The organism is Rhizomicrobium sp., assembly GCA_037200045.1.
Classification (GTDB): domain Bacteria; phylum Pseudomonadota; class Alphaproteobacteria; order Micropepsales; family Micropepsaceae; genus Rhizomicrobium.
In genome coordinates this window covers 1363781-1381655 of the sequence record JBBCHM010000001.1, presented here as the reverse complement: position 1 = coordinate 1381655, position 17875 = coordinate 1363781, and the positions used below count along the sequence as shown (strand labels likewise).

The following is a 17875-nucleotide window of genomic DNA, read 5'->3' as shown; positions in this document are numbered from 1 at the left end:
CCTCACATGTTGGGGTAGTTCGGTCCGCCCCCGCCTTCCGGCGTCACCCAGTTGATGTTCTGCGCCGGATCCTTGATGTCGCAGGTCTTGCAGTGCACGCAGTTCTGCGCGTTGATCTGAAAACGCGGCCCGGCCGCTTCCTGCACGACCTCGTAGACGCCGGCCGGACAATAGCGCTGCGCCGGCTCGTCGTACCGGGGAAGGTTATCCCGGATCGGGATCGCGGGATCGGTCAATTTCAGGTGAACCGGCTGATCTTCCTCATGGTTTGTATTGGATAAGAATACCGACGAAAGTTTGTCGAAACTGATAACGCCGTCCGGCCGGGGATAGGCGATCTTCCGCGAGTCCGCCGCCGGTTTCAGCGTCGCATAGTCCGGCTTGCCGTGCTTCAGCGTCCCGAACGGCGAAAAGCCGAACAATTGGTTGAACCACATGTCGATGCCGCCCAGCGGCACCAGGCCCAGGATCGTCCCGAACCGGGACCATAGCGGCTTGACGTTCCGGACCCGGTGCAGGTCCTTGTAGACATGGCTGGCGCGATAGCTGGCCTCGTAGCCGTCCAGCGTGTCGCCAGCGCGGCCCGCGGCGAGCGCGGCCGCGACCGCTTCGGCCGCCAGCATGCCCGTCTTCATCGCGTTGTGGCTGCCCTTGATGCGCGGCACATTGACGAAGCCCGCGGCGCAGCCCACGAGCGCCCCGCCCGGGAAGGCCAGCTTCGGCACCGACTGCAGGCCGCCTTCGGTGATGGCGCGCGCGCCATAGCCGATGCGCTTGCCGCCCTGGAGATATTGCTTGAGCACCGGATGCTGCTTGACCCGCTGCATCTCGTCGAAGGGCGAGAGATAGGGGTTGGAGTAGTTCAGGTGCACCACGAAGCCGATGGAGCAGAAATTCTCGCCCCAATGGTACATGAACACGCCGCCACCCGTGCCGTTGTCGAGCGGCCAGCCCATGGTGTGCAGCACCAGGCCCTTCTTGTGCTGGTCGGCGGGCAGCTCCCAGAGCTCCTTGATGCCGATGCCGAATTTCTGGTAGTCGCGGCCCTCGCTGAGATTGTAGTCGTTGAGCAGCCGCTTGGTCAGCGAGCCGCGCGCACCTTCCGCGAACAGCGTGTATTTGCCCAGGATGTTCATGCCGGGCGTGAAGCCCGCCTTGTGATGGCCGTCCTTGGCGATGCCGAGATCGCCGGTGGTCACGCCCTTCACCACGCCGTTTTCGACGACGAGATCGGCGGCCGGGAATCCGGGATAGATCTCCACGCCCAGCGCTTCGGCTTCGGTCGCCAGCCATTTGCAGACATTCGACAGGCTCGCGATGTAGTTGCCGTGGTTCGACATGAAGGGCGGGAAGATGAAATTCGGGATGCGGATATGTCCCGCCGGTCCCAGCATGTAGAAGCGATCGTCGGTCACCGGCGTGTCGAGCGGCGCGCCCTTCGCCTTCCAGTCGGGGATGAGCTCGTTCAGCCCGATCGGATCGATCACCGCGCCCGACAGGATATGCGCGCCGACCTCGGACCCCTTTTCGAGCAGGCAGACCGTGATCTCGGGATTGATCTGCTTGAGCCGGATCGCGCTCGCGAGCCCCGCGGGGCCGCCGCCGACGATCACGACGTCGTATTCCATGCTCTCGCGCTGAACTTCTTCGGCCATCGACCTGAAAACCCAATTTCATCCCCGTAAACCCCTTATGGGGCGGGCGGAATCGGCGGTCAACCGGCGCAAATCATGCTACGGTCCCTAGCGGAAAGGCGGATGGTCATGACGTTGATTCAGCGGAGTTTGATCGCGGCCGTGGCCGGTGTGGGCACCGTCGCGGCGGGCGTCCTTATCCTGATCGCCGCGGTGACTTGGTTTGGGCCGCGCACCTGCACGGATGCCCATCATTGCTTCGTGGTCTTCAGCTAGCCGGACATGTCGAACGCCGACCCGCTCTCCACCCTGTCCTGGCTCCTCGACGCCGGTGCCGACGAAGCCATCGGCGAAGCGCCGGTGGATCGGTTCATTGCGAAAACGCCGCCTCCCGCGCAGACGGCTCGGCCAGCCGCCGTCGCTCCGGCGAAACCCGCGCCGCAACGACCCGAAGGCCCGCGCCCCCTCGCGCAGATCACCCCCACCAATGTCGCGCCGCTGGCGACGGACGGGTTCAGCTCGGCGCTGGAAATCTCCGCGCGCTGCAACAGCCTGGCGGAACTAAAGGCCGCGCTCGAAGCCTTCGACGGCTCGCAGCTCAAGAAGCTCGCCAAGCACACCGTCTTCGCCGACGGCAATCCGGCGAGCGGCGTGATGTTCATCGGCGAAGCCCCGGGCAAGGACGAAGACGCCGCCGGCCTGCCCTTCGTCGGTCGCGCCGGCAAGCTGCTCGACCGCATGCTGGCGGCGATCGGTCTCGACCGGAGCTCCGCCTATATCGCCAACGTCATGCCGTGGCGCCCGCCGGACAACCGCAATCCCGATCCCGGCGAGGTCGCGATGTGCATCCCCTTTCTGCGCCGCCACATCGAACTCGCGCAGCCGCGCATCCTGATCCTCCTGGGCGCGGTGTCGGCGCGGCATGTGCTAGGCTTGAATGATGGGATCATGAAGATTCGCGGCCGCTGGCTGGAATACCGGATCGGGACGCGGATGGTTCCCGTGATGCCGACGCTGCATCCGGCCTACTTGCTCCGGCAGCCCGCGCATAAGAAACTGGCCTGGCGCGATTTGCAGGCGGTGGCCGACAGGCTGGACGATCTGAACGCGAAATAGCTCACCCTTTGATGCGGAACTTTTTGATGCGTCTTGCGACCTGGACTGCCTTGGCCCTCGCCGCCGCCGCGACGTTCGGCGTCGCGCGCGCCGACATGCCGCTGCCCGAGGATGCCGGCGCCGCCGTCTCGGTTCCGATGGAGATCCTCTCGCCCGCCGACGTGACGCTCTACCGCCAGGTCTTCGCCGCCGAGCGCGCCGGTCGTTTTGATGACGCCAAGGACCTCTACACCAAGGTCTCCGACCGCTCGCTCGAAGGCTATGTCCTGGCCGAGCACTATCTGTCGCCGCGCGGCCATGCCTCGCTGGCCGAACTGGTCGACTGGATGCACCAATACGCCGAGCTGCCGATCGCCGACCGCGTCTACCGGCTGGCGGTGCAGCGCGCCTCCAAGCGCGTGCACAAACGCCATCACGTCGTCGCCGTCGTCATGACCGCAAGCGTGCCGGTCCCCGCCCCGCCCGGGCGCCGGCGCGGCGGCGGCTATGAGGAGTTCGACACCTCCGATCCGCCGCTCACCACCGAGGCGGGACGCAACGCGCAGGCGCAGGTCGAACGCTTCATCAAGGCCGACCAGCCGGACCAGGCCTATGCCGTGGTGCATCAGGCACAGGACGCCGGCGCGGCGCCCTACGACCTGGCGCGCCTGATCAGCCGCGTCTCCGCCTCCTACATCGCCGAGGGCGAGGATCAGGCGGCCTATGACGCGGCGATGGGCGTGAAGGGCGACGTCCGGCTCACGACGCCGGTGCTCGACTGGTACGCCGGCTTCGCGGCCTATCGGCTCGGCAATTACGAGGACGCCGCCAACCGCCTCGAAGTGCTGGCGGCGACGGGCAGCGTTCCGAACTATCTGCGCGCCCAGGCCGCGTTCTGGGCGGCGCGCGCCCATCTGCGCTACGGCGATCCGCAGCGCGTCGTCACTCTGCTCAACGCCGCCGCGCGCGAGCAACCGAGCTTCTACGGCCTGCTGGCCGAGAAGATGCTCGGCCAGGACACCCAGACCGGATTCCGCGATCCCGTCCTGACCGCCGCCGATTTCGCCGCCATCATGGCGGTGCCCTCCGCGCATCGCGCCGTGGCGCTGACCCAAGTGGGCGAGGAACGCGCCGCCGTTCCGGGCGAACTCAACCGCGCCTTCGGCGAAAGCGACGGCAGCCGCGACATGGGCTATGCCGCGCTCGCCCGCCGCATGAACGCGACCAACATCGAACTGCGCGCCAGCGAGACCGTGGCGCGCACCGGCGTTCTGCTCACCGGCCTGTTTCCCGTTCCCGGCTACAAGCCGGACGGCGGCTACACCATCGATCCCTCGCTGGTGCTCGCCTTCATCCGCTGCGAGAGCCGCTTCGTCGCCGATGCCGTGTCGCCGGCCGGCGCCCGCGGCCTGATGCAGCTCATGCCGCCGACCGCGGCCAAGTTCGGCGGCAGCGGCGCGGTCTCCGCGCTCAGCGATCCGACCTACAACATGTCCATCGGCCAGCGCTACATCGCCTATCTGCTCGACACCTATGGCGGCAATCTCGTGCAGGTGCCGTCGGCCTACAACGCCGGGCCGCTGCGCCTCGCCGGCTGGATCAACGCGCGCGCCGGCAAGGAAGACGACGCGCTCGAATTCATCGAGAGCATCCGCATCACCGAGACACGGTTCTATGTGAAGCGCCTGCTGATGTATCACTGGCTGTACAGCCGGCGCCTCGGCGAGCCGACGCCGACCTTGGACCAGACCGTCGCCGGCCAATGGCCGATCTATCGCGCGCCGGCCCAGCCGCCGGCGCCCAAGCCGCCCGTGGTCGCGCCGCCGCCGCCCGACAACCAGGTCGTCAGTGATGCCCGGTATTGACGAGACCGTCGCCTTCATCCCCGTCCGCATCGCGGTGCTGACCGTGTCGGATACGCGGACCGCGGCGGAGGACAAGTCCGGCGACACACTCGCCGGGCGCATCGCCGAGGCGGGACACATCCTCGCCGCGCGCATGCTGCTGCGCGACGACAAGGACAAAATCGCGGCGCAGCTTCAGGCCTGGATCGACGATCCTGGGATCGACGTCGTGATCTCGACCGGCGGCACAGGCCTCACCGGCCGTGATGTGACGGTCGAGGCGATGAAACCGCTGTTCGAGAAGGAGATCGACGGCTTCTCGGTGATCTTCCACCAGATCAGCTTCGCCAAGGTCGGCACCTCGACGCTGCAGTCCAGGGCCTGCGCCGGCGTCGCCAAGGGGACCTATCTCTTCGCCCTGCCCGGCTCGCCGGGCGCGGTGAAGGACGGCTGGGACGGGATTTTGAAATACCAGCTCGACATCCGCCACAAGCCCTGCAACTTCGTCGACATCATGCCGAGGCTGGAAGAGCACAGGCGTTAGTCTTCCGCTCGGTGTCATCCGCCGCGAGTTCGTAGCGACAGCGTACGAACGGCGGACCCAGTTGAAACCTGCACGTTCGGAGCGGATGTCACCTGGGTGGCCCGCATTCGCGGGCCATGACAACTTTTATCAAATTGCGATGCCGCGCGCCTTCCAGAAGGCCGCGACATCATCGTCCGGCACGATCTCGCTGCGGCGGGCTATTTCGATCGCGGCCCGTTCGTCGTCGGTCAATTGATAGACGCCCTTACGCCGGGCCTCGATCTCGCGTGCCAGTTCGGCGAGTTCGGCTTGATCCTGTTCCGGCCAGGATCGGACACTTTCCAGCACGGCTGCAATTTGATCCCTTATCATAGGCGAAATATAACATTTTTGCAGTTTTCAGCACGCAAATTTGCGGGCAATCGCGACCCGGACATGACAAATTTGTCTGCCCCTGTCGAAATCCGCCCGCCCCGCGCGTCATCCTGTCGGGCCGCGCATGGAGCCGGCCGGCGAAGGAGACCGTCATGCAGTACATGCTGTTGATCTACGACAACGAGGCCGAACTGGCGAAGCGCAGCGAGCAGGACATGGGCCAGGTGATGGCCGCCTATGGCGCCTATACCGAGGCGCTGAAAAAGGCCGGCGCCCTGGTGTCCGCCGACCGGCTGAAACCCATCGCCACCGCCACCACCGTGCGCGTCGCCGACGGCAAGACCCAGGTGCTCAACGGCCCCTATGCCGAGACCAAGGAACAGCTCGGCGGCTATTACCTGATCGAGGCGCCCGATCTCGACGCGGCCATCGCCTGGGCGGCGCGCTGTCCCGGCGCCGGCCTGGGCACGATGGAAGTGCGTCCCGTCTGGCAGATGTGATGCGATGAGCGAGGGCGGCGCGCTTGCCCGCGATGCCGCGCAAGCGGTGGCGCGCGAAAGCTATGGCAAGCTCGTCGCCTTCCTCGCCGCCCGCACGCGCGACGTCGCGGCGGCCGAGGACGCGCTGTCCGAGGCTTTCGCGGCGGCGCTCGAAACCTGGCCCCTGCGCGGCGTGCCGGACAATCCGCAGGCCTGGCTCCTGACCGCCGCGCGGCGCAAGGCGATCGACGCCGGCCGGCGGCGCCGGCGCGGCGAGGACGCGGCCTCGCATCTCGCACTCCTGGCGGAAGAAATGGTAACGCAGCCGCAAGCCGACATTCCCGACGAGCGCCTCGCGCTGATGTTCGCCTGCGCCCATCCCGCGATCGACGAAGCGGTCCGCGCGCCCTTGATCCTGCAGACCGTTCTCGGCTTCGACGCCGCCGCCATCGCCAGTGCCTTCCTCGTCGCGCCGTCGGCGATGGGCCAGCGCCTGGTGCGCGCCAAGGCCAAGATACGCGGTGCCGGCATCCCCTTCCGCGTGCCGGCGCGCGACGAGCTTCGCCCGCGCCTCGACGCGGTGCTGCAGGCGATCTACGCCGCCTATGCCGAGGGCTGGAGCGATCCGGCCGGCACCGATCCGCGGCGCCGCAACCTCGCCGGCGAGGCGATCTGGCTCGGCCGCCTTGTCGCTTCGCTCCTGCCGGAAGAACCCGAGGCGCTCGGCCTGCTCGCCCTGATGCTGCATTCGGAGGCCCGCCGGGCGGCGCGGCGCGACGCGGGCGGCGATTTCGTGCCGCTCGGCGAGCAGGACATCGCCCTCTGGGACGCCGCCGCGATGGACCAGGCCGAGACGCTGCTGCGGCGCGCCGGCGCCATGCATATCCTCGGCCGCTTCCAGCTCGAAGCCGCGATACAATCGGCGCACAATGTCCGCCGCCTGACCGGCGGCCCCGACTGGCACGCGATCCTCGCGCTCTACGACGCATTGTTCGCGCTCGCCGCCTCGCCGGTCGTGGCCATCAACCGCGCCGTCGCGCTGGCGGAAACGGCGGGCGCCGAGGAAGGCCTCGCCGCGCTCGACGCCTTGTCGGCCGATCCGCGCCTGGCGCAGCACCAGCCTTATTGGGCGGCGCGCGCCGAATTGCTTGCGCGCCAGGGCCGGATCGCGCAAGCCGACGACGCCTATGAACAGGCCATCGGCCTGCAGGCCGATCCCGCCATCCGCGCGTTCCTGCAGCGCCGGCGCGCGCGGCTGGCGACGCGGCACTGACGGCGCTACGCTCCCGAAAAGGACAGGAGGAAGGTTTGAGCATCTCCCTCATCGTCGGCACGCCCAAGGGCGCCGCCATCCTCAAGAGCAGGGACGGACGGAACTGGGACCGCGATTTCGTCCTGCCCGGCTGGCCGGTGACGGCGAGCGTAAGGGACGAACAGGGCCGCGCCTATATCGCGGTGAACAGTCCCAATTACGGCGTCGCGCTGTTCGCGAGCGACGACATGGCGGACTGGAAGCAGCTCGATGCCGCGCCGCGCTATCGCCCCACCGATCGCGGCAATGCCGAGCATCACCGCCTGATCGCGCGCGACGATTTCGGCGGGCTGCTCAACGGCGGCGGCCGCTTCGTCGACCAGATCTGGACGCTCCATGCCGCGCATGGCGCGCTCTATGCCGGCGTCTCGGAGGCCGGCCTGTTCGTCAGCCGCGATCGCGGCGCCTCGTGGCAGCCGGTCGACGGCTTCAACGAGCAGCCGGGCCGCGAGACCTGGTCGCCGGGTTTCGGCGGGCTCGGCGCCCACACGATCCTCACCGATGCCAAGGATCCCAACCGCCTCTGGGTCGGCGTCTCGGCGGCGGGCTTCTTCCGCAGCGACGACGGCGGCAAGACCTGGACGCCGAAGAACAAGGGCGTGAATCCGGCCGTCGATTCCGCGCCGGCCGCGACCGGGCAATGCGTCCACAGCGTGCAGCACGATCCCGCCGACGCGAACATCCTCTACCGCCAGGAACACCGTGGTGTGCACAAGAGCCTCGACGGCGGCGACAGCTGGGAGGTCATGGAAGACGGATTGCCGGTCGCCGAATTGTCGGACGGCTATCGCTGCAGCTTCGGTTTCGCGAGCGCGATGGACCTGAAATCCGGCGCCGTCTTCGTCGTGCCGCTCGATGGCGACAATTTCCGCTTTCCGCGCGGCGGCCAGCTCGCGGTCTACCGCTCGCGCGACGGCCGGCGCTGGGAACCGCTGACCAACGGGCTTCCCGGCGATTGCTACACCGCGGTGCTGCGCGGCTCGCTGTCGGCCGACCAGCGCGGCGGACTCTATTTCGGCACCGCGTCGGGCACGATCTATGGCAGCGGCGATCTCGGCGAGAGCTGGCGCGAAGTGGCGAGCGGCCTTCCGCGCATCCTGAGCGTTGAGGCCTACGCCGCGTGAGCATCCGCGTGCAATTGCCGCCGATCCTGCGCGCCGTGACCGGCCGACGGCGCGTCCTCGAAGCGCAAGGCGGTTCCATCGCCGCCGCGCTGAACGATCTGGCGAAGCAGCATCCGCCGCTCGCGCTGCATCTGTTCGACGAGGCCGGCGCGATCCGCCCCAACATCGTCTTCCTCCACGACGGCGCGATGGTCCGCGCCAGGGAAGCGGGCGCGCGGCGGTTGAAGGATGACGACGAAGTGGTGATTACGAACGCGCTCGCGGGAGGATAGTATTTTCAATTCAAGATCGTCATGGCCGGCCTTGTGCCGGCCACCCATGAACACGGAACTTGAATTTGGTCGCGAAAGACACCTTCAACGTGTTCATCGCCGTCTACATGATGGCGAGCCGCCGTCACGGCACAATCTATACCGGCGTCACCAGCAAATTGCCCACTCGCATTCACGAGCACCGCGAAGGGCTGATCGACGGCTTCACCAAGAAGTACAGTGTCCATCGCCTCGTCTGGTACGAGCCGTTCGAAAGCATGGTTGCCGCCATCCGGCGCGAAAAATCGATCAAAAAATATCCGCGCGAATGGAAGATCAATCTGATCGAGCGGGAAAATCCCTTTTGGGATGACCTGTATCCGAACTTGGTTGGGATGAACCGCAAATTGCCGGATTGGGTGTTCATGGGTCGCCGGGACGAGCCCGGCGATGACGAAAAAGGATAGGACTGACTTGGGAATCCCTACCCGATCCGCGCCACCACGCTCACCGGCACGCGCAGCGCGTGCAGCATCGCCACCAGGGCGCCGCGGCGCGGCTCGGTGCGTTCGGGCTTGTTGATCGCGTTGCTGCGAAGCTGCACCAGCCGCGTGCGGCCGATGCGGCGCACCAGATCGGCGTCCTCCATCGCGACCTCGCGATGGCCGCCGAGCTTCTGGTACATCCGCTTGGGGATCAGCAGCCCCTGGTCGGCATAGGGTAGCGCGAACAGCCGCGTGCGCCACGCCACCATCGCCTCGCGCCGCCGCGCGCTCCCGGCGAAATCGTCGAGCGCATAGCGGAACGCCGCGGCGCGCGGCCGCTCCAGCGTGGCGCTCGCCATGAACGAATCGGCCTCGTTCTCCCAGCCGGCCTCCAGCGCGGTCTCCGGCAGGAGGAACAGCAGCCAGTCGCCCCGCGCCGTCGCGGCGCCGGCGATCAGCCGCGACGCCCGGCTCTTGCGCCCCCGCGCCACATGGCAGCCCGTGCCGTCGGCGATGGCGAGCGTCTCGTCGGTCGAGCCGCCGTCCGCTACGACAACTTCCTTCACCAGCCCACGGACCGTCGCGCCGATCAGGCTGTCGAAACAGCGCGGCAGCGCGGCCTGCGAATTGAGAGTCGGGATGACGACGCTTATCATGCCGTAACTATTACCCGGCCCGGCGGGACCGACAAAATATTTCTCGTCGCATGGGTAAAGAGGCAGAATGTTACCGCCAATACAGGGGCCTTCGATGACCCACCTGGAGACGCTCCGAATCTTCGGCGAGACGGATATCGGCTGGGACGCCGCCACCCCGCCCAACGAAACCACCGACGAGACCGGCCGGCCCTATGTCCCCGAGCTGGCGTCCGGCCGGGTCGACCCGCGAGCGCCGGCCAACCGGGTCTATGACGACCCGGACGTCGAGCGTCTGCGCGCCCGCCTGCGCGACAAGAACGGCATCGTCGGCCTGGAGATCGTCGAGCCGCATGAAGTGGAGCGCGCCGCGCGCATCTTCTTCCGCGACGGCTTCGTGGTGGTGAACGCTCTGCTCGATCCCGAGCGGCTGGAAACCTGGCGCGCGGCGAGCGCGCGCGTGCTGGCGCAGCTCCTCGCGATCAAGGGCGAGGGGGGCCGCAAATACGTCACCGAGACCAGCCGCCTGCCCCACCGCTATTCCTACGGCACGGCGTCCGCCTCGCGCGAATTGCTGCACGATCCGGTCTGGGCCTCGATGATCGACCTGCCGACCACGACGCCGATCCTGACCAGGATCTTCGGCACGTCGGACTATTTCGTGCGCGGCGCCGGCGGCGATCTGTGCCTGCCCGGGGCGATCGAATATCAGGGCCTGCATTCCGACACCCGCGACAGCTTCGAGATCACGCCGGCCCGGCGCGAACAGGCAGGCCGCGTCGGCATCACGCTCAAAACCGTTCCGGGCACGGACGAACTGGACCCCGCCACCGCCTCGCTCATCCTGGAGCGCACGCCGCCGCACGTCACCATCAACTTCCTGATGAGCGACTTCACCTGGGAGAACGGGCCGGTGCGGCAGATCCCGGGCACCCAGGGCCGCGTCCCCAAGCCGCCGCTGCTCGCCGACGAGCCGGAATGGATGCGGCTCTCCACCCTGGTCGGCGCCAAGGCCGGCGCCGGCGTGTTCCGCGACAACCGCGCCTGGCACGGCGCCACGCCGAATCTCAGCCGCGAAATCCGCGCCATGCCCAATGTGGAATACCACGCGCCCTGGGTGGACGCGTCGGCCTATTGGAAGTCGATGCCGCACGAAATCTGGGAGACGCTGTCGCCGCACGCCCGGCGCGCCTGCCGCTACATCAAGACCGAACCGGGCGTGTGGCCCGCCGGCGCCGGCGTCATGCATCCGCTGGCGGCCAAGCGGAAAGAGGCGAAGGAGACGATTTGACCCCGCGCGCGTGACGCGCAATGGCTGCCGTTCCGGCTAGGACTCGGCCATCTCCTCGCGCGCGAGGCGATAGTTCCACGACAGCACCGCGGCGGCCAGCGCGACGCCGATGGGGCGCGACAGCGCGGTGACGACGATCTCGAACCACATCAGCGTGTCGAACACATTGACGAGCGAGCCCGACAATCCGATGAGCCAGCTCGCCGCCAGCGTCGCCAGCAGCATGGCGAACAGCAGCGGGATCAGCGTGAAGACCGCGGTCACCACGATGCGCCAGAAGCGGCCGCGCGACAGCGCCCAGCTCGCCGCGGCGCCGCCGCGCACATCGATGGCGATGGCGGGGAAGACCAGGCTCAGCCGCACCACCACGAAGGCGAGCGCGACAAGAAACGCGGCCATCGCCGCCACCACGAGATAGGTCTCGACGGGCGAGGCCCGCAGCAGGAGCGGCAGCGGCAGCAGCGCCAGGAAGGCGCTCATCTCCAGCACGACAAGCCAGAAGGCAAAGCGCCAGGTGCGCCCGGAGAACAGCGCGACGAAGCCGTCGCGCGTCTCGCCGAGCAGCACCATGCGATGCACCGGCACCGCGACCGCCGCCATCACGATCGAATCGAGGATGTCGATCGCGAGCGTGTAGCCGAAATCGATTGCGTCGCGCAGCCTGTCGGGCGCGCCCGACAGCAGGTCGTGATAGGCGCCCTGCAGCTTCCAGGCGGCGAAAGTCAGCAGCGCGGTGACGAGCGCGCCGCTGAGGAACAGCATCGGCAGCTTGGCCAGCGCCTGGCGCAGCGCGCCCCAGGCATGCATCACCATCCCGAAATCGATCGCGAGATGCTCGGAAGGGGCGTGGGTTTGGGGCATGACGGTCCTGTCTTACGGCGGGTCTCAGTCTTCCATTCCGTGCCGACCGGCAAGTCCGGGATAATCGCCTACGCCAATTATGTACTTGCTTTGTTCTCATCATCGCCCTATATTCCTCGTCACCATGACGACGGTCCTAGACATCACCACCGACAGGCGCCTTTTGCGGGGGCGCGGGGCGCTTTCCAACGCGGTGGGGCGCTACGAGACTCAGGCGCGCGTGCTGGTCGACGACGGCTGGGACGATGGCTGGCGCGACGAGGACGGCGCGCCGCCGCCGCTGCGCACCGAGGTCATCCGCGACGCCACCCGCACCATCATCGCGCGCAACAAATCGCCCGACATCTCGTTCGACCAGTCGATCAACCCCTATCGCGGCTGCGAGCATGGCTGCATCTACTGCTTCGCGCGGCCGACCCACGCCTATCTCGGCATGTCGCCCGGCGCCGATTTCGAGTCGCGCCTGTTCGCCAAGCCGAACGCCGCCGAGCTTCTCGTGAAGGAATTGTCGGCGCCCGGCTATGTGCCCAAGGTCATCGCCATCGGCACCAACACCGATCCCTATCAGCCGATCGAGAAGAAGATGCGCATCATGCGCTCGGTCCTCGAAGTGCTGCGCGATTTCCGCCATCCCGTCGGCATCGTGACGAAATCCCCGCTCATCATGCGCGACATCGACATCTTGTCGGGGATGGCGAAGGACGGCCTCGCCAAGGTCGCGCTCTCGGTCACCACGCTCGACCGCCGCCTCGCCCGTTCGATGGAGCCGCGCGCCGGCACGCCGCAGCGCCGCCTCGCCGCGATCCGGGCGCTGTCTGAGGCCGGCATCCCGACGGCCGTGATGTTCGCCCCCGCCATCCCCGCGCTCAACGACGGGGAGATGGAAGCGGTGCTCGCCGCCGCGGTCAAGCATGGCGCGACCTCGGCCGGCTATGTGCTCTTGCGCCTGCCGCTCGAGATCAAGGACCTGTTCCGCGAATGGCTGGAGGCGCATGAGCCGAACCGCGCCAAACACGTCATGTCGCTGATCCGCTCGATGCGCGGCGGCAAGGATTACGACGCGCAGTGGAACGTGCGCATGAAGGGCACCGGGCCCTATGCCGAGATGATCGCGCGCCGCTTCCACATGGCGGTCAAGCGGCTGGGCCTGAACCAGAATTCCCGTCCGCTGTCGCTCGCCAAGTTCAAGCGCCCGCCCAGGACCGGCGACCAGCTCAGCCTGTTCGAAGCCGAACCGGCGCGAGCGACGGTCTGATCGAAAGAAGGTCGGGAGGGGATCCCCCGCGATTTTTTCGCGGTTCGAATGGCCGAAAATGTTCCGGGAAACGATCCGGGGCGACGCGGACTAATTCAGCCGGTCGCGCCGCGTCATCTGTTCGATCGCGTGCGCCACGTCGGCCCACATGTCGGCGCGCGCGCTATCGCCCTGCGTCATGCAATCGTCCCACAGCAGGATCGCGATCCGGCGCGCCTCGCGCGGAAACCCCGCGAGCAGAACATCCGCCGTCGATTGCACGAGATACTCGTCCGTCATGTTGCGCACTCCGTTGCGCACAGTGATAGGCCCGGCGCGACGCGCGGATAATTCGTTTGATATACGTACGGACCGGCCCCTTATGCCGCGCGCCTGTGCCATTATGAAACGGCAGGGCGGAGCGAAGGCGGGAAATCCGCGTCGCTTGGCGCTGCGGCTTCGCTCACCCTCGACAGGATCGCGCCGGCGCGGAAACTCGATATCGGTTCCAGCAATGAGTCGGACATGAAGATCGCCTGGAAGCGCCTCGCCGGCAAAGGCCGCGGCGTCGTCGCCACCGCCGCCATCGCCCAGGGCGAGATGCTGGAATGCTCGCCGGTCCTGCCGCTGGCGCTCGCCGATTCCGAATGTCCCGGCCTCACCGATTACAGCCTCGCCTGGGGCGAGGACGCGCCGGGCGGGCTGGCACCGGGGAAGGAGTGCGCCATCGGGCTGGGCTATCTCAGCCTCTACAATCATTCCGAGGCGCCGAACGTGACTTTCGACCACCGCTACGACGCCGACGAGATCGCCGTCCACGCCCTGCGCGACATCGCGCAAGGCGAGGAACTCACGATCGACTACGGCGTGCCGCTGTGGTTCGCGAAATCGGCGTGAGGGAATGTGCATAAGTCGCGGCGGACCCGCTCCGTTCGCTTTTCCGACCGAATCGTCCTGATACTGTCGAGACGATGCCCCACTACATCTACGAATCGCGCGTGCTGAAGCTCCGCCCCGGCCCCGTGGCCGGGGTGGACGAGGCCGGGCGCGGCCCGCTGGCGGGTCCGGTGGTCGCGGCAGCGGTGATCCTCGACCGCAAGAAGATTCCCAAGGGCCTGAACGACTCCAAACAGCTCGATGCCGAGACGCGCGAGGAACTGTTCCCGCTGATCATGGCCGCCGCCGTCGCGGTCGGCGTCGGCGAGGCGTCGGTCGACGAGATCGACCTCATCAACATCCGTCAGGCGACGCATATGGCGATGGCCCGCGCCGTCCGCGCCTTGGACGTCGCCGCCGCCTTCGCGCTGGTCGACGGCAACGACGCGCCGGCGCTGCCCTGCCCCTGCGACACCATCGTGGACGGCGACGCCAAGTCGGTCTCCATCGCCGCCGCCTCGATCATCGCCAAGGTCACGCGCGACCGCATGATGGCGGCGCTGCACGCGGCGCATCCGCATTACGGCTGGCTGACCAACAAAGGTTACGGCACGCCGGAGCACCTGTCGGCGCTGACCCGGCACGGCCCCTGCCACCACCACCGGCGCAGTTTCGCGCCCGTCCACAACATCTTGTACGGTGTGAATCCTGGGGACTCCAAAATCGCCGCTCTCGAAGACTCCGCATTAACGCCCTGATTCAAAACGGACTCTTGACGGCGACTCGCCGCCGAATCACTGTGCGCCCTTCTGTTGATAAACGGTGGGGCGCATGGCGGGCACGAAGCTGGATCAGGTGATCGAGGGCGATTGCGTCCAAGGCATGCGGACGCTGCCCGACGGCGTCGCCGACCTCGTCTTCGCCGACCCGCCCTACAATCTCCAGCTCAAGAACGAGCTTCGCCGCCCCGACCAGTCCAAGGTCGACGCCGTGGACGACGCCTGGGACCAGTTCGGCAGCTTCGCCGAGTACGACCGCTTCACCCGCGAATGGCTGACCGAGGCACGCCGCGTGCTGAAGGACACCGGCACGCTGTGGGTGATCGGCTCCTACCACAACATCTTCCGGGTCGGCGCGATCCTGCAGGACCTCGGCTTCTGGATCCTGAACGACGTGGTGTGGCGCAAGACCAACCCGATGCCGAATTTCCGCGGCCGCCGCTTCACCAACGCGCACGAGACGCTGATCTGGGCGACCAAGACGCCCAAGCAGCAATACACCTTCAACTACGAGGCAATGAAGGCGCTGAACGACGAATTGCAGATGCGCTCGGACTGGACGCTGCCGATCTGCGCCGGCAATGAGCGGCTGAAGGGCGCCGACGGCCAGAAGGCGCATTCGACTCAGAAGCCCGAGGCGCTGCTCCACCGCGTGATCGTGGCCTCGACCAGGCCCGGCGACGTCGTGCTCGACCCGTTCTTCGGCTCCGGCACCACCGGCGCGGTGGCGCGGCGGCTGGGCCGCCATTTCATCGGGCTGGAGCGCGACCGCGACTACGCCCGCATCGCGCGCGAGCGCATCGCCGCCGTGACCCGCGCGCCGGACGACGCCATCGAAGTCACCAAGTCCAAGCGCTCCGAGCCGCGCATCCCGTTCGGCTGGGTGGTCGAGCGCGGCCTCCTGCCGCCGGGCACCGTGCTGCACGGCACCCAGAAGCGCCACCGCGCCAAGGTGCGCGCCGACGGCACGCTGGTGACGGCGGACGCGACGGGCTCGATCCACCAGATGGGCGCGCATGTGCAGGGGCTCGATGCGTGCAACGGCTGGACCTTCTGGCAATACGAGCACAACGGCGCGCTGGTACCGATCGACGTGCTGCGTCAGCGGCTGCGGGCCGATCTCGCCTAACCGCGCGCCGCCAGCCGCTGCCGACCTGCGCCAGCATACGATAGAGCGGAGCGGAACGATGCTGTTCGCGGCAGACACGGCTCGCGCCGTCTCGTCCGCGCAGCATCTGGCGTCGATACCAAGCCAGCCCCCTCTCACGCGCGCCGTCACGGCCAAATTTGCGGACCAGACCGAAATAGGACGTGGCCACCATCGCCCCCCGTCCCAAATTGCAGAGCCGGCAGGCGACGACGGTGTTCAGCCAGCCGTCCCAGCCGCCGGCCGCCATCGGAATCACGTGCTCTAGAGTCGCCGAGTTGGGGCTCACGCTGGGGTCAGCCAATGCGATGCCGCAATAACAGCAACGATGGCCCTGTGCCTCGCTGAGAGCCAGGCGGCGCGCGGCACGCCGGCCTATCCGTCTACGCGCTTGCGGAATCGCCATCTGGTGTCCTCCTCGCCAGGATATTTAAGGCGAGGAACTGCCGCCTCACAGGCGCGGCGGGGGACGTCGCGCTCAAAAGTCGAGGGCTTGGTTTACAATTCCCTTCCCGGACCAGCGAACCGGCGCTGAAAGGCCCTTCGCCAGCGCATCGAACACTGCGCGGCAGATGGCGCTCGATTTCAGGTCTTCGTGCATCGCGATCCAAAGCGGCAGCTCGAAAGAGAACTTGTCTGCCAGCACACGCTTCAGGTTCGGATCGAGGGCCGCGATGTTGGCTTGCGTGAGGCCGATCCCCAAGCCGCACCGGATTGCGGCAAGCTGCGCCAGGTCGCTGTCGGCCCGTAACGCAAAGCGCAGATTCTTCAGCTCCGGAAACCCCTGCGATACCGCGCGTCGCGCCGGCGTCTGCGTATCGAAGCCGATAAGATCGTGATCGCCTAACGCATCGAGCGAGCGCGGCTCGCCCCTACGCTCCAGATAGGCGCGATGGGCATAAAGCCCGATCGCCGTCGGCGCCAGCTTTTTGACGAACAGCGCGTTCTGCGTCGGGATCGCCTGCCGGACAGCAACGTCCGCCTCGCGCGCCAACAGGTCCTGCACATCGTCCGACAGCACGAGCTGGATATCGAGCCGCGGATGCTGACGGCGCAGCGCGGCGAGGATCGGCGGCAGGCGCTCCACGCCCATGTTCTCGCTGGCGCTGATCTTCACGCAGCCCGTCATCTCGCCCTTGCCGCTCTCGGCCGTCCGCATCAGCGTCGCCGCGGCGGCGGCAATCGCCTCGGCTTGCGGCAGCAGATCGCGCGCGATGTCGGTCGGCGACAGGCCGCGCGGCGAGCGCAGGAACAAATCCACCTCCAGCGCCGCTTCGAGCAGCGCGATATGCCGCGCGACGGTGGGTTGCGTCAGGTCCAGCAGGCGAGCCGCCGCCGACAGCGAGCCATGCCGCATGACAGTGAGGAACGTCCGGTAAAGCGTCCAATCCGGCTCCTGGCTCATGGTTTTTCCTATAGCAGAAGAACGAAGCTCAGCAATTTATTTTACAGCCGGACGCGCCAATCTTGAAAGGATGCAGACCCAAACGGGAGACCATCGATGACGTCCCAATCCACCCGGCAGCCCGGCGTCTCGCCCGCCCGCGACCGCCTCGCGCGCCTCCTGATGCTCGTCCTCGGCATCGCCTCGATTGGCGCCTTCGCCAATGCCGCGCTCGGCTTCCACGCCATCGCGCCAGCGCGGATCAACATCGAGGCGTGGCGGATGCTGGCCTTCCTGGTCTTCGCCGGCCTCTTCATCCTGCTCGGCCTTTTGCCGCGCCGCCTGCCCGGCATCTGGGAGCTCGCCTTCTTCCACAAGGCGGCGATCACGATCTTCGTGCTGTTCATCGTGCCGACGCACATCGCCGGCGCGTCAGTCTCGGACGATAGCAGCAACATCGTGATGGTCGACGGCAGCCTCGCCGTGGTGACGCTGCTCAGCTACGTCCTGGCAAAGGGCTGGCGCTCCTGGTCGTTCCGGTGA

At 67.3% G+C, this 17875-nt stretch carries 21 protein-coding genes; 15 read left to right on the top strand and 6 right to left on the bottom strand.

What is annotated here, in order from left to right; translation table 11 throughout:
- Positions 1–2: 2 nt before the first annotated feature.
- The gene (locus tag WDM86_06380; GenBank protein MEI9989647.1) at positions 3–1655 is read right to left on the bottom strand and encodes an electron transfer flavoprotein-ubiquinone oxidoreductase; all 1653 of its coding nucleotides are present in this window, start codon (positions 1653–1655) and stop codon (positions 3–5) included.
- Positions 1656–1763: 108 nt separating this feature from the next.
- Here WDM86_06380 and WDM86_06375 point away from each other — a divergent pair, with 108 nt between their 5' ends.
- From WDM86_06375 to moaB, 4 genes are read left to right on the top strand one after another with little or no spacing between them, the layout of a single operon-like run.
- Positions 1764–1910, top strand: coding sequence for a hypothetical protein (locus WDM86_06375; GenBank protein ID MEI9989646.1), 147 nt, complete (start codon positions 1764–1766; stop codon positions 1908–1910).
- A 6-nt stretch (positions 1911–1916) separates the two neighbouring features.
- The gene (locus WDM86_06370) at positions 1917–2750 is read left to right on the top strand and encodes a uracil-DNA glycosylase (GenBank protein ID MEI9989645.1); all 834 of its coding nucleotides are present in this window, start codon (positions 1917–1919) and stop codon (positions 2748–2750) included.
- Between the two features lie 26 nt (positions 2751–2776).
- Positions 2777–4594, top strand: coding sequence for a lytic transglycosylase domain-containing protein (locus tag WDM86_06365; GenBank protein ID MEI9989644.1), 1818 nt, complete (start codon positions 2777–2779; stop codon positions 4592–4594).
- A complete protein-coding gene (gene moaB / locus WDM86_06360) occupies positions 4581–5117 on the top strand; it encodes a molybdenum cofactor biosynthesis protein B (GenBank protein MEI9989643.1) in 537 nt (178 codons plus the stop codon). The genes WDM86_06365 and moaB overlap by 14 nt, the downstream gene beginning before the upstream one ends.
- 129 nt (positions 5118–5246) lie before the next feature.
- Here moaB and WDM86_06355 read toward each other — a convergent pair whose 3' ends face one another.
- Positions 5247–5471, bottom strand: coding sequence for a hypothetical protein (locus WDM86_06355; GenBank protein ID MEI9989642.1), 225 nt, complete (start codon positions 5469–5471; stop codon positions 5247–5249).
- A gap of 155 nt (positions 5472–5626) precedes the next feature.
- Here WDM86_06355 and WDM86_06350 point away from each other — a divergent pair, with 155 nt between their 5' ends.
- The 5 genes from WDM86_06350 to WDM86_06330 all read left to right on the top strand — a co-directional run bounded on the left by WDM86_06350 (position 5627) and on the right by WDM86_06330 (position 9107).
- Positions 5627–5974: a YciI family protein gene (locus tag WDM86_06350; protein ID MEI9989641.1), complete on the top strand. Its 348-nt coding sequence runs from the start codon at positions 5627–5629 to the stop codon at positions 5972–5974.
- 4 nt (positions 5975–5978) lie between these two features.
- Positions 5979–7226: a DUF6596 domain-containing protein gene (locus tag WDM86_06345; GenBank protein ID MEI9989640.1), complete on the top strand. Its 1248-nt coding sequence runs from the start codon at positions 5979–5981 to the stop codon at positions 7224–7226.
- 35 nt (positions 7227–7261) lie between these two features.
- Positions 7262–8389, top strand: coding sequence for a sialidase family protein (locus WDM86_06340; protein ID MEI9989639.1), 1128 nt, complete (start codon positions 7262–7264; stop codon positions 8387–8389).
- The gene (locus tag WDM86_06335) at positions 8386–8661 is read left to right on the top strand and encodes a MoaD/ThiS family protein (protein ID MEI9989638.1); all 276 of its coding nucleotides are present in this window, start codon (positions 8386–8388) and stop codon (positions 8659–8661) included. Before WDM86_06340 ends, WDM86_06335 begins: the two co-directional genes overlap by 4 nt.
- A gap of 65 nt (positions 8662–8726) precedes the next feature.
- Positions 8727–9107, top strand: coding sequence for a GIY-YIG nuclease family protein (locus WDM86_06330; protein ID MEI9989637.1), 381 nt, complete (start codon positions 8727–8729; stop codon positions 9105–9107).
- 17 nt (positions 9108–9124) lie between these two features.
- On the opposite strand, the gene WDM86_06325 is transcribed toward WDM86_06330, so the two are convergent.
- Positions 9125–9781 (bottom strand): glycosyltransferase, encoded by a 657-nt coding sequence (locus WDM86_06325; protein MEI9989636.1) that lies wholly within the window; start codon positions 9779–9781, stop codon positions 9125–9127.
- Positions 9782–9875: 94 nt separating this feature from the next.
- Between WDM86_06325 and WDM86_06320 the strand changes: the two genes are divergently transcribed.
- The gene (locus tag WDM86_06320) at positions 9876–11051 is read left to right on the top strand and encodes a phytanoyl-CoA dioxygenase family protein (GenBank protein MEI9989635.1); all 1176 of its coding nucleotides are present in this window, start codon (positions 9876–9878) and stop codon (positions 11049–11051) included.
- A 36-nt stretch (positions 11052–11087) separates the two neighbouring features.
- Here the strand turns inward: WDM86_06320 and WDM86_06315 are convergent, their stop codons facing one another.
- Positions 11088–11912, bottom strand: coding sequence for a hypothetical protein (locus WDM86_06315; protein MEI9989634.1), 825 nt, complete (start codon positions 11910–11912; stop codon positions 11088–11090).
- Between the two features lie 124 nt (positions 11913–12036).
- Here WDM86_06315 and WDM86_06310 point away from each other — a divergent pair, with 124 nt between their 5' ends.
- Positions 12037–13167 carry a PA0069 family radical SAM protein gene (locus WDM86_06310; GenBank protein ID MEI9989633.1) on the top strand — a complete coding sequence of 377 codons (1131 nt, stop codon included), beginning with the start codon at positions 12037–12039 and terminating at the stop codon, positions 13165–13167.
- A 90-nt stretch (positions 13168–13257) separates the two neighbouring features.
- Here WDM86_06310 and WDM86_06305 read toward each other — a convergent pair whose 3' ends face one another.
- Positions 13258–13446 (bottom strand): hypothetical protein, encoded by a 189-nt coding sequence (locus WDM86_06305; GenBank protein ID MEI9989632.1) that lies wholly within the window; start codon positions 13444–13446, stop codon positions 13258–13260.
- A 225-nt stretch (positions 13447–13671) separates the two neighbouring features.
- On the opposite strand from WDM86_06305, the gene WDM86_06300 reads away from it, so the two are divergent.
- The 3 genes from WDM86_06300 (at position 13672) to WDM86_06290 (ending at position 15930) form a co-directional block, all read left to right on the top strand.
- On the top strand, positions 13672–14043 hold the full coding sequence (locus WDM86_06300) for an SET domain-containing protein-lysine N-methyltransferase (protein ID MEI9989631.1): 372 nt from the start codon (positions 13672–13674) through the stop codon (positions 14041–14043).
- Between the two features lie 74 nt (positions 14044–14117).
- Complete coding sequence (locus tag WDM86_06295) at positions 14118–14780, top strand: ribonuclease HII (GenBank protein ID MEI9989630.1); 663 nt, start codon at positions 14118–14120, stop codon at positions 14778–14780.
- Between the two features lie 73 nt (positions 14781–14853).
- Positions 14854–15930, top strand: a complete 1077-nt coding sequence (locus tag WDM86_06290) for a site-specific DNA-methyltransferase (protein ID MEI9989629.1) — start codon at positions 14854–14856, stop codon at positions 15928–15930.
- Positions 15931–16426: 496 nt separating this feature from the next.
- On the opposite strand, the gene WDM86_06285 is transcribed toward WDM86_06290, so the two are convergent.
- Positions 16427–17353 carry a LysR family transcriptional regulator gene (locus WDM86_06285; protein MEI9989628.1) on the bottom strand — a complete coding sequence of 309 codons (927 nt, stop codon included), beginning with the start codon at positions 17351–17353 and terminating at the stop codon, positions 16427–16429.
- A 96-nt stretch (positions 17354–17449) separates the two neighbouring features.
- Between WDM86_06285 and WDM86_06280 the strand changes: the two genes are divergently transcribed.
- Positions 17450–17875 carry a hypothetical protein gene (locus WDM86_06280; protein ID MEI9989627.1) on the top strand — a complete coding sequence of 142 codons (426 nt, stop codon included), beginning with the start codon at positions 17450–17452 and terminating at the stop codon, positions 17873–17875.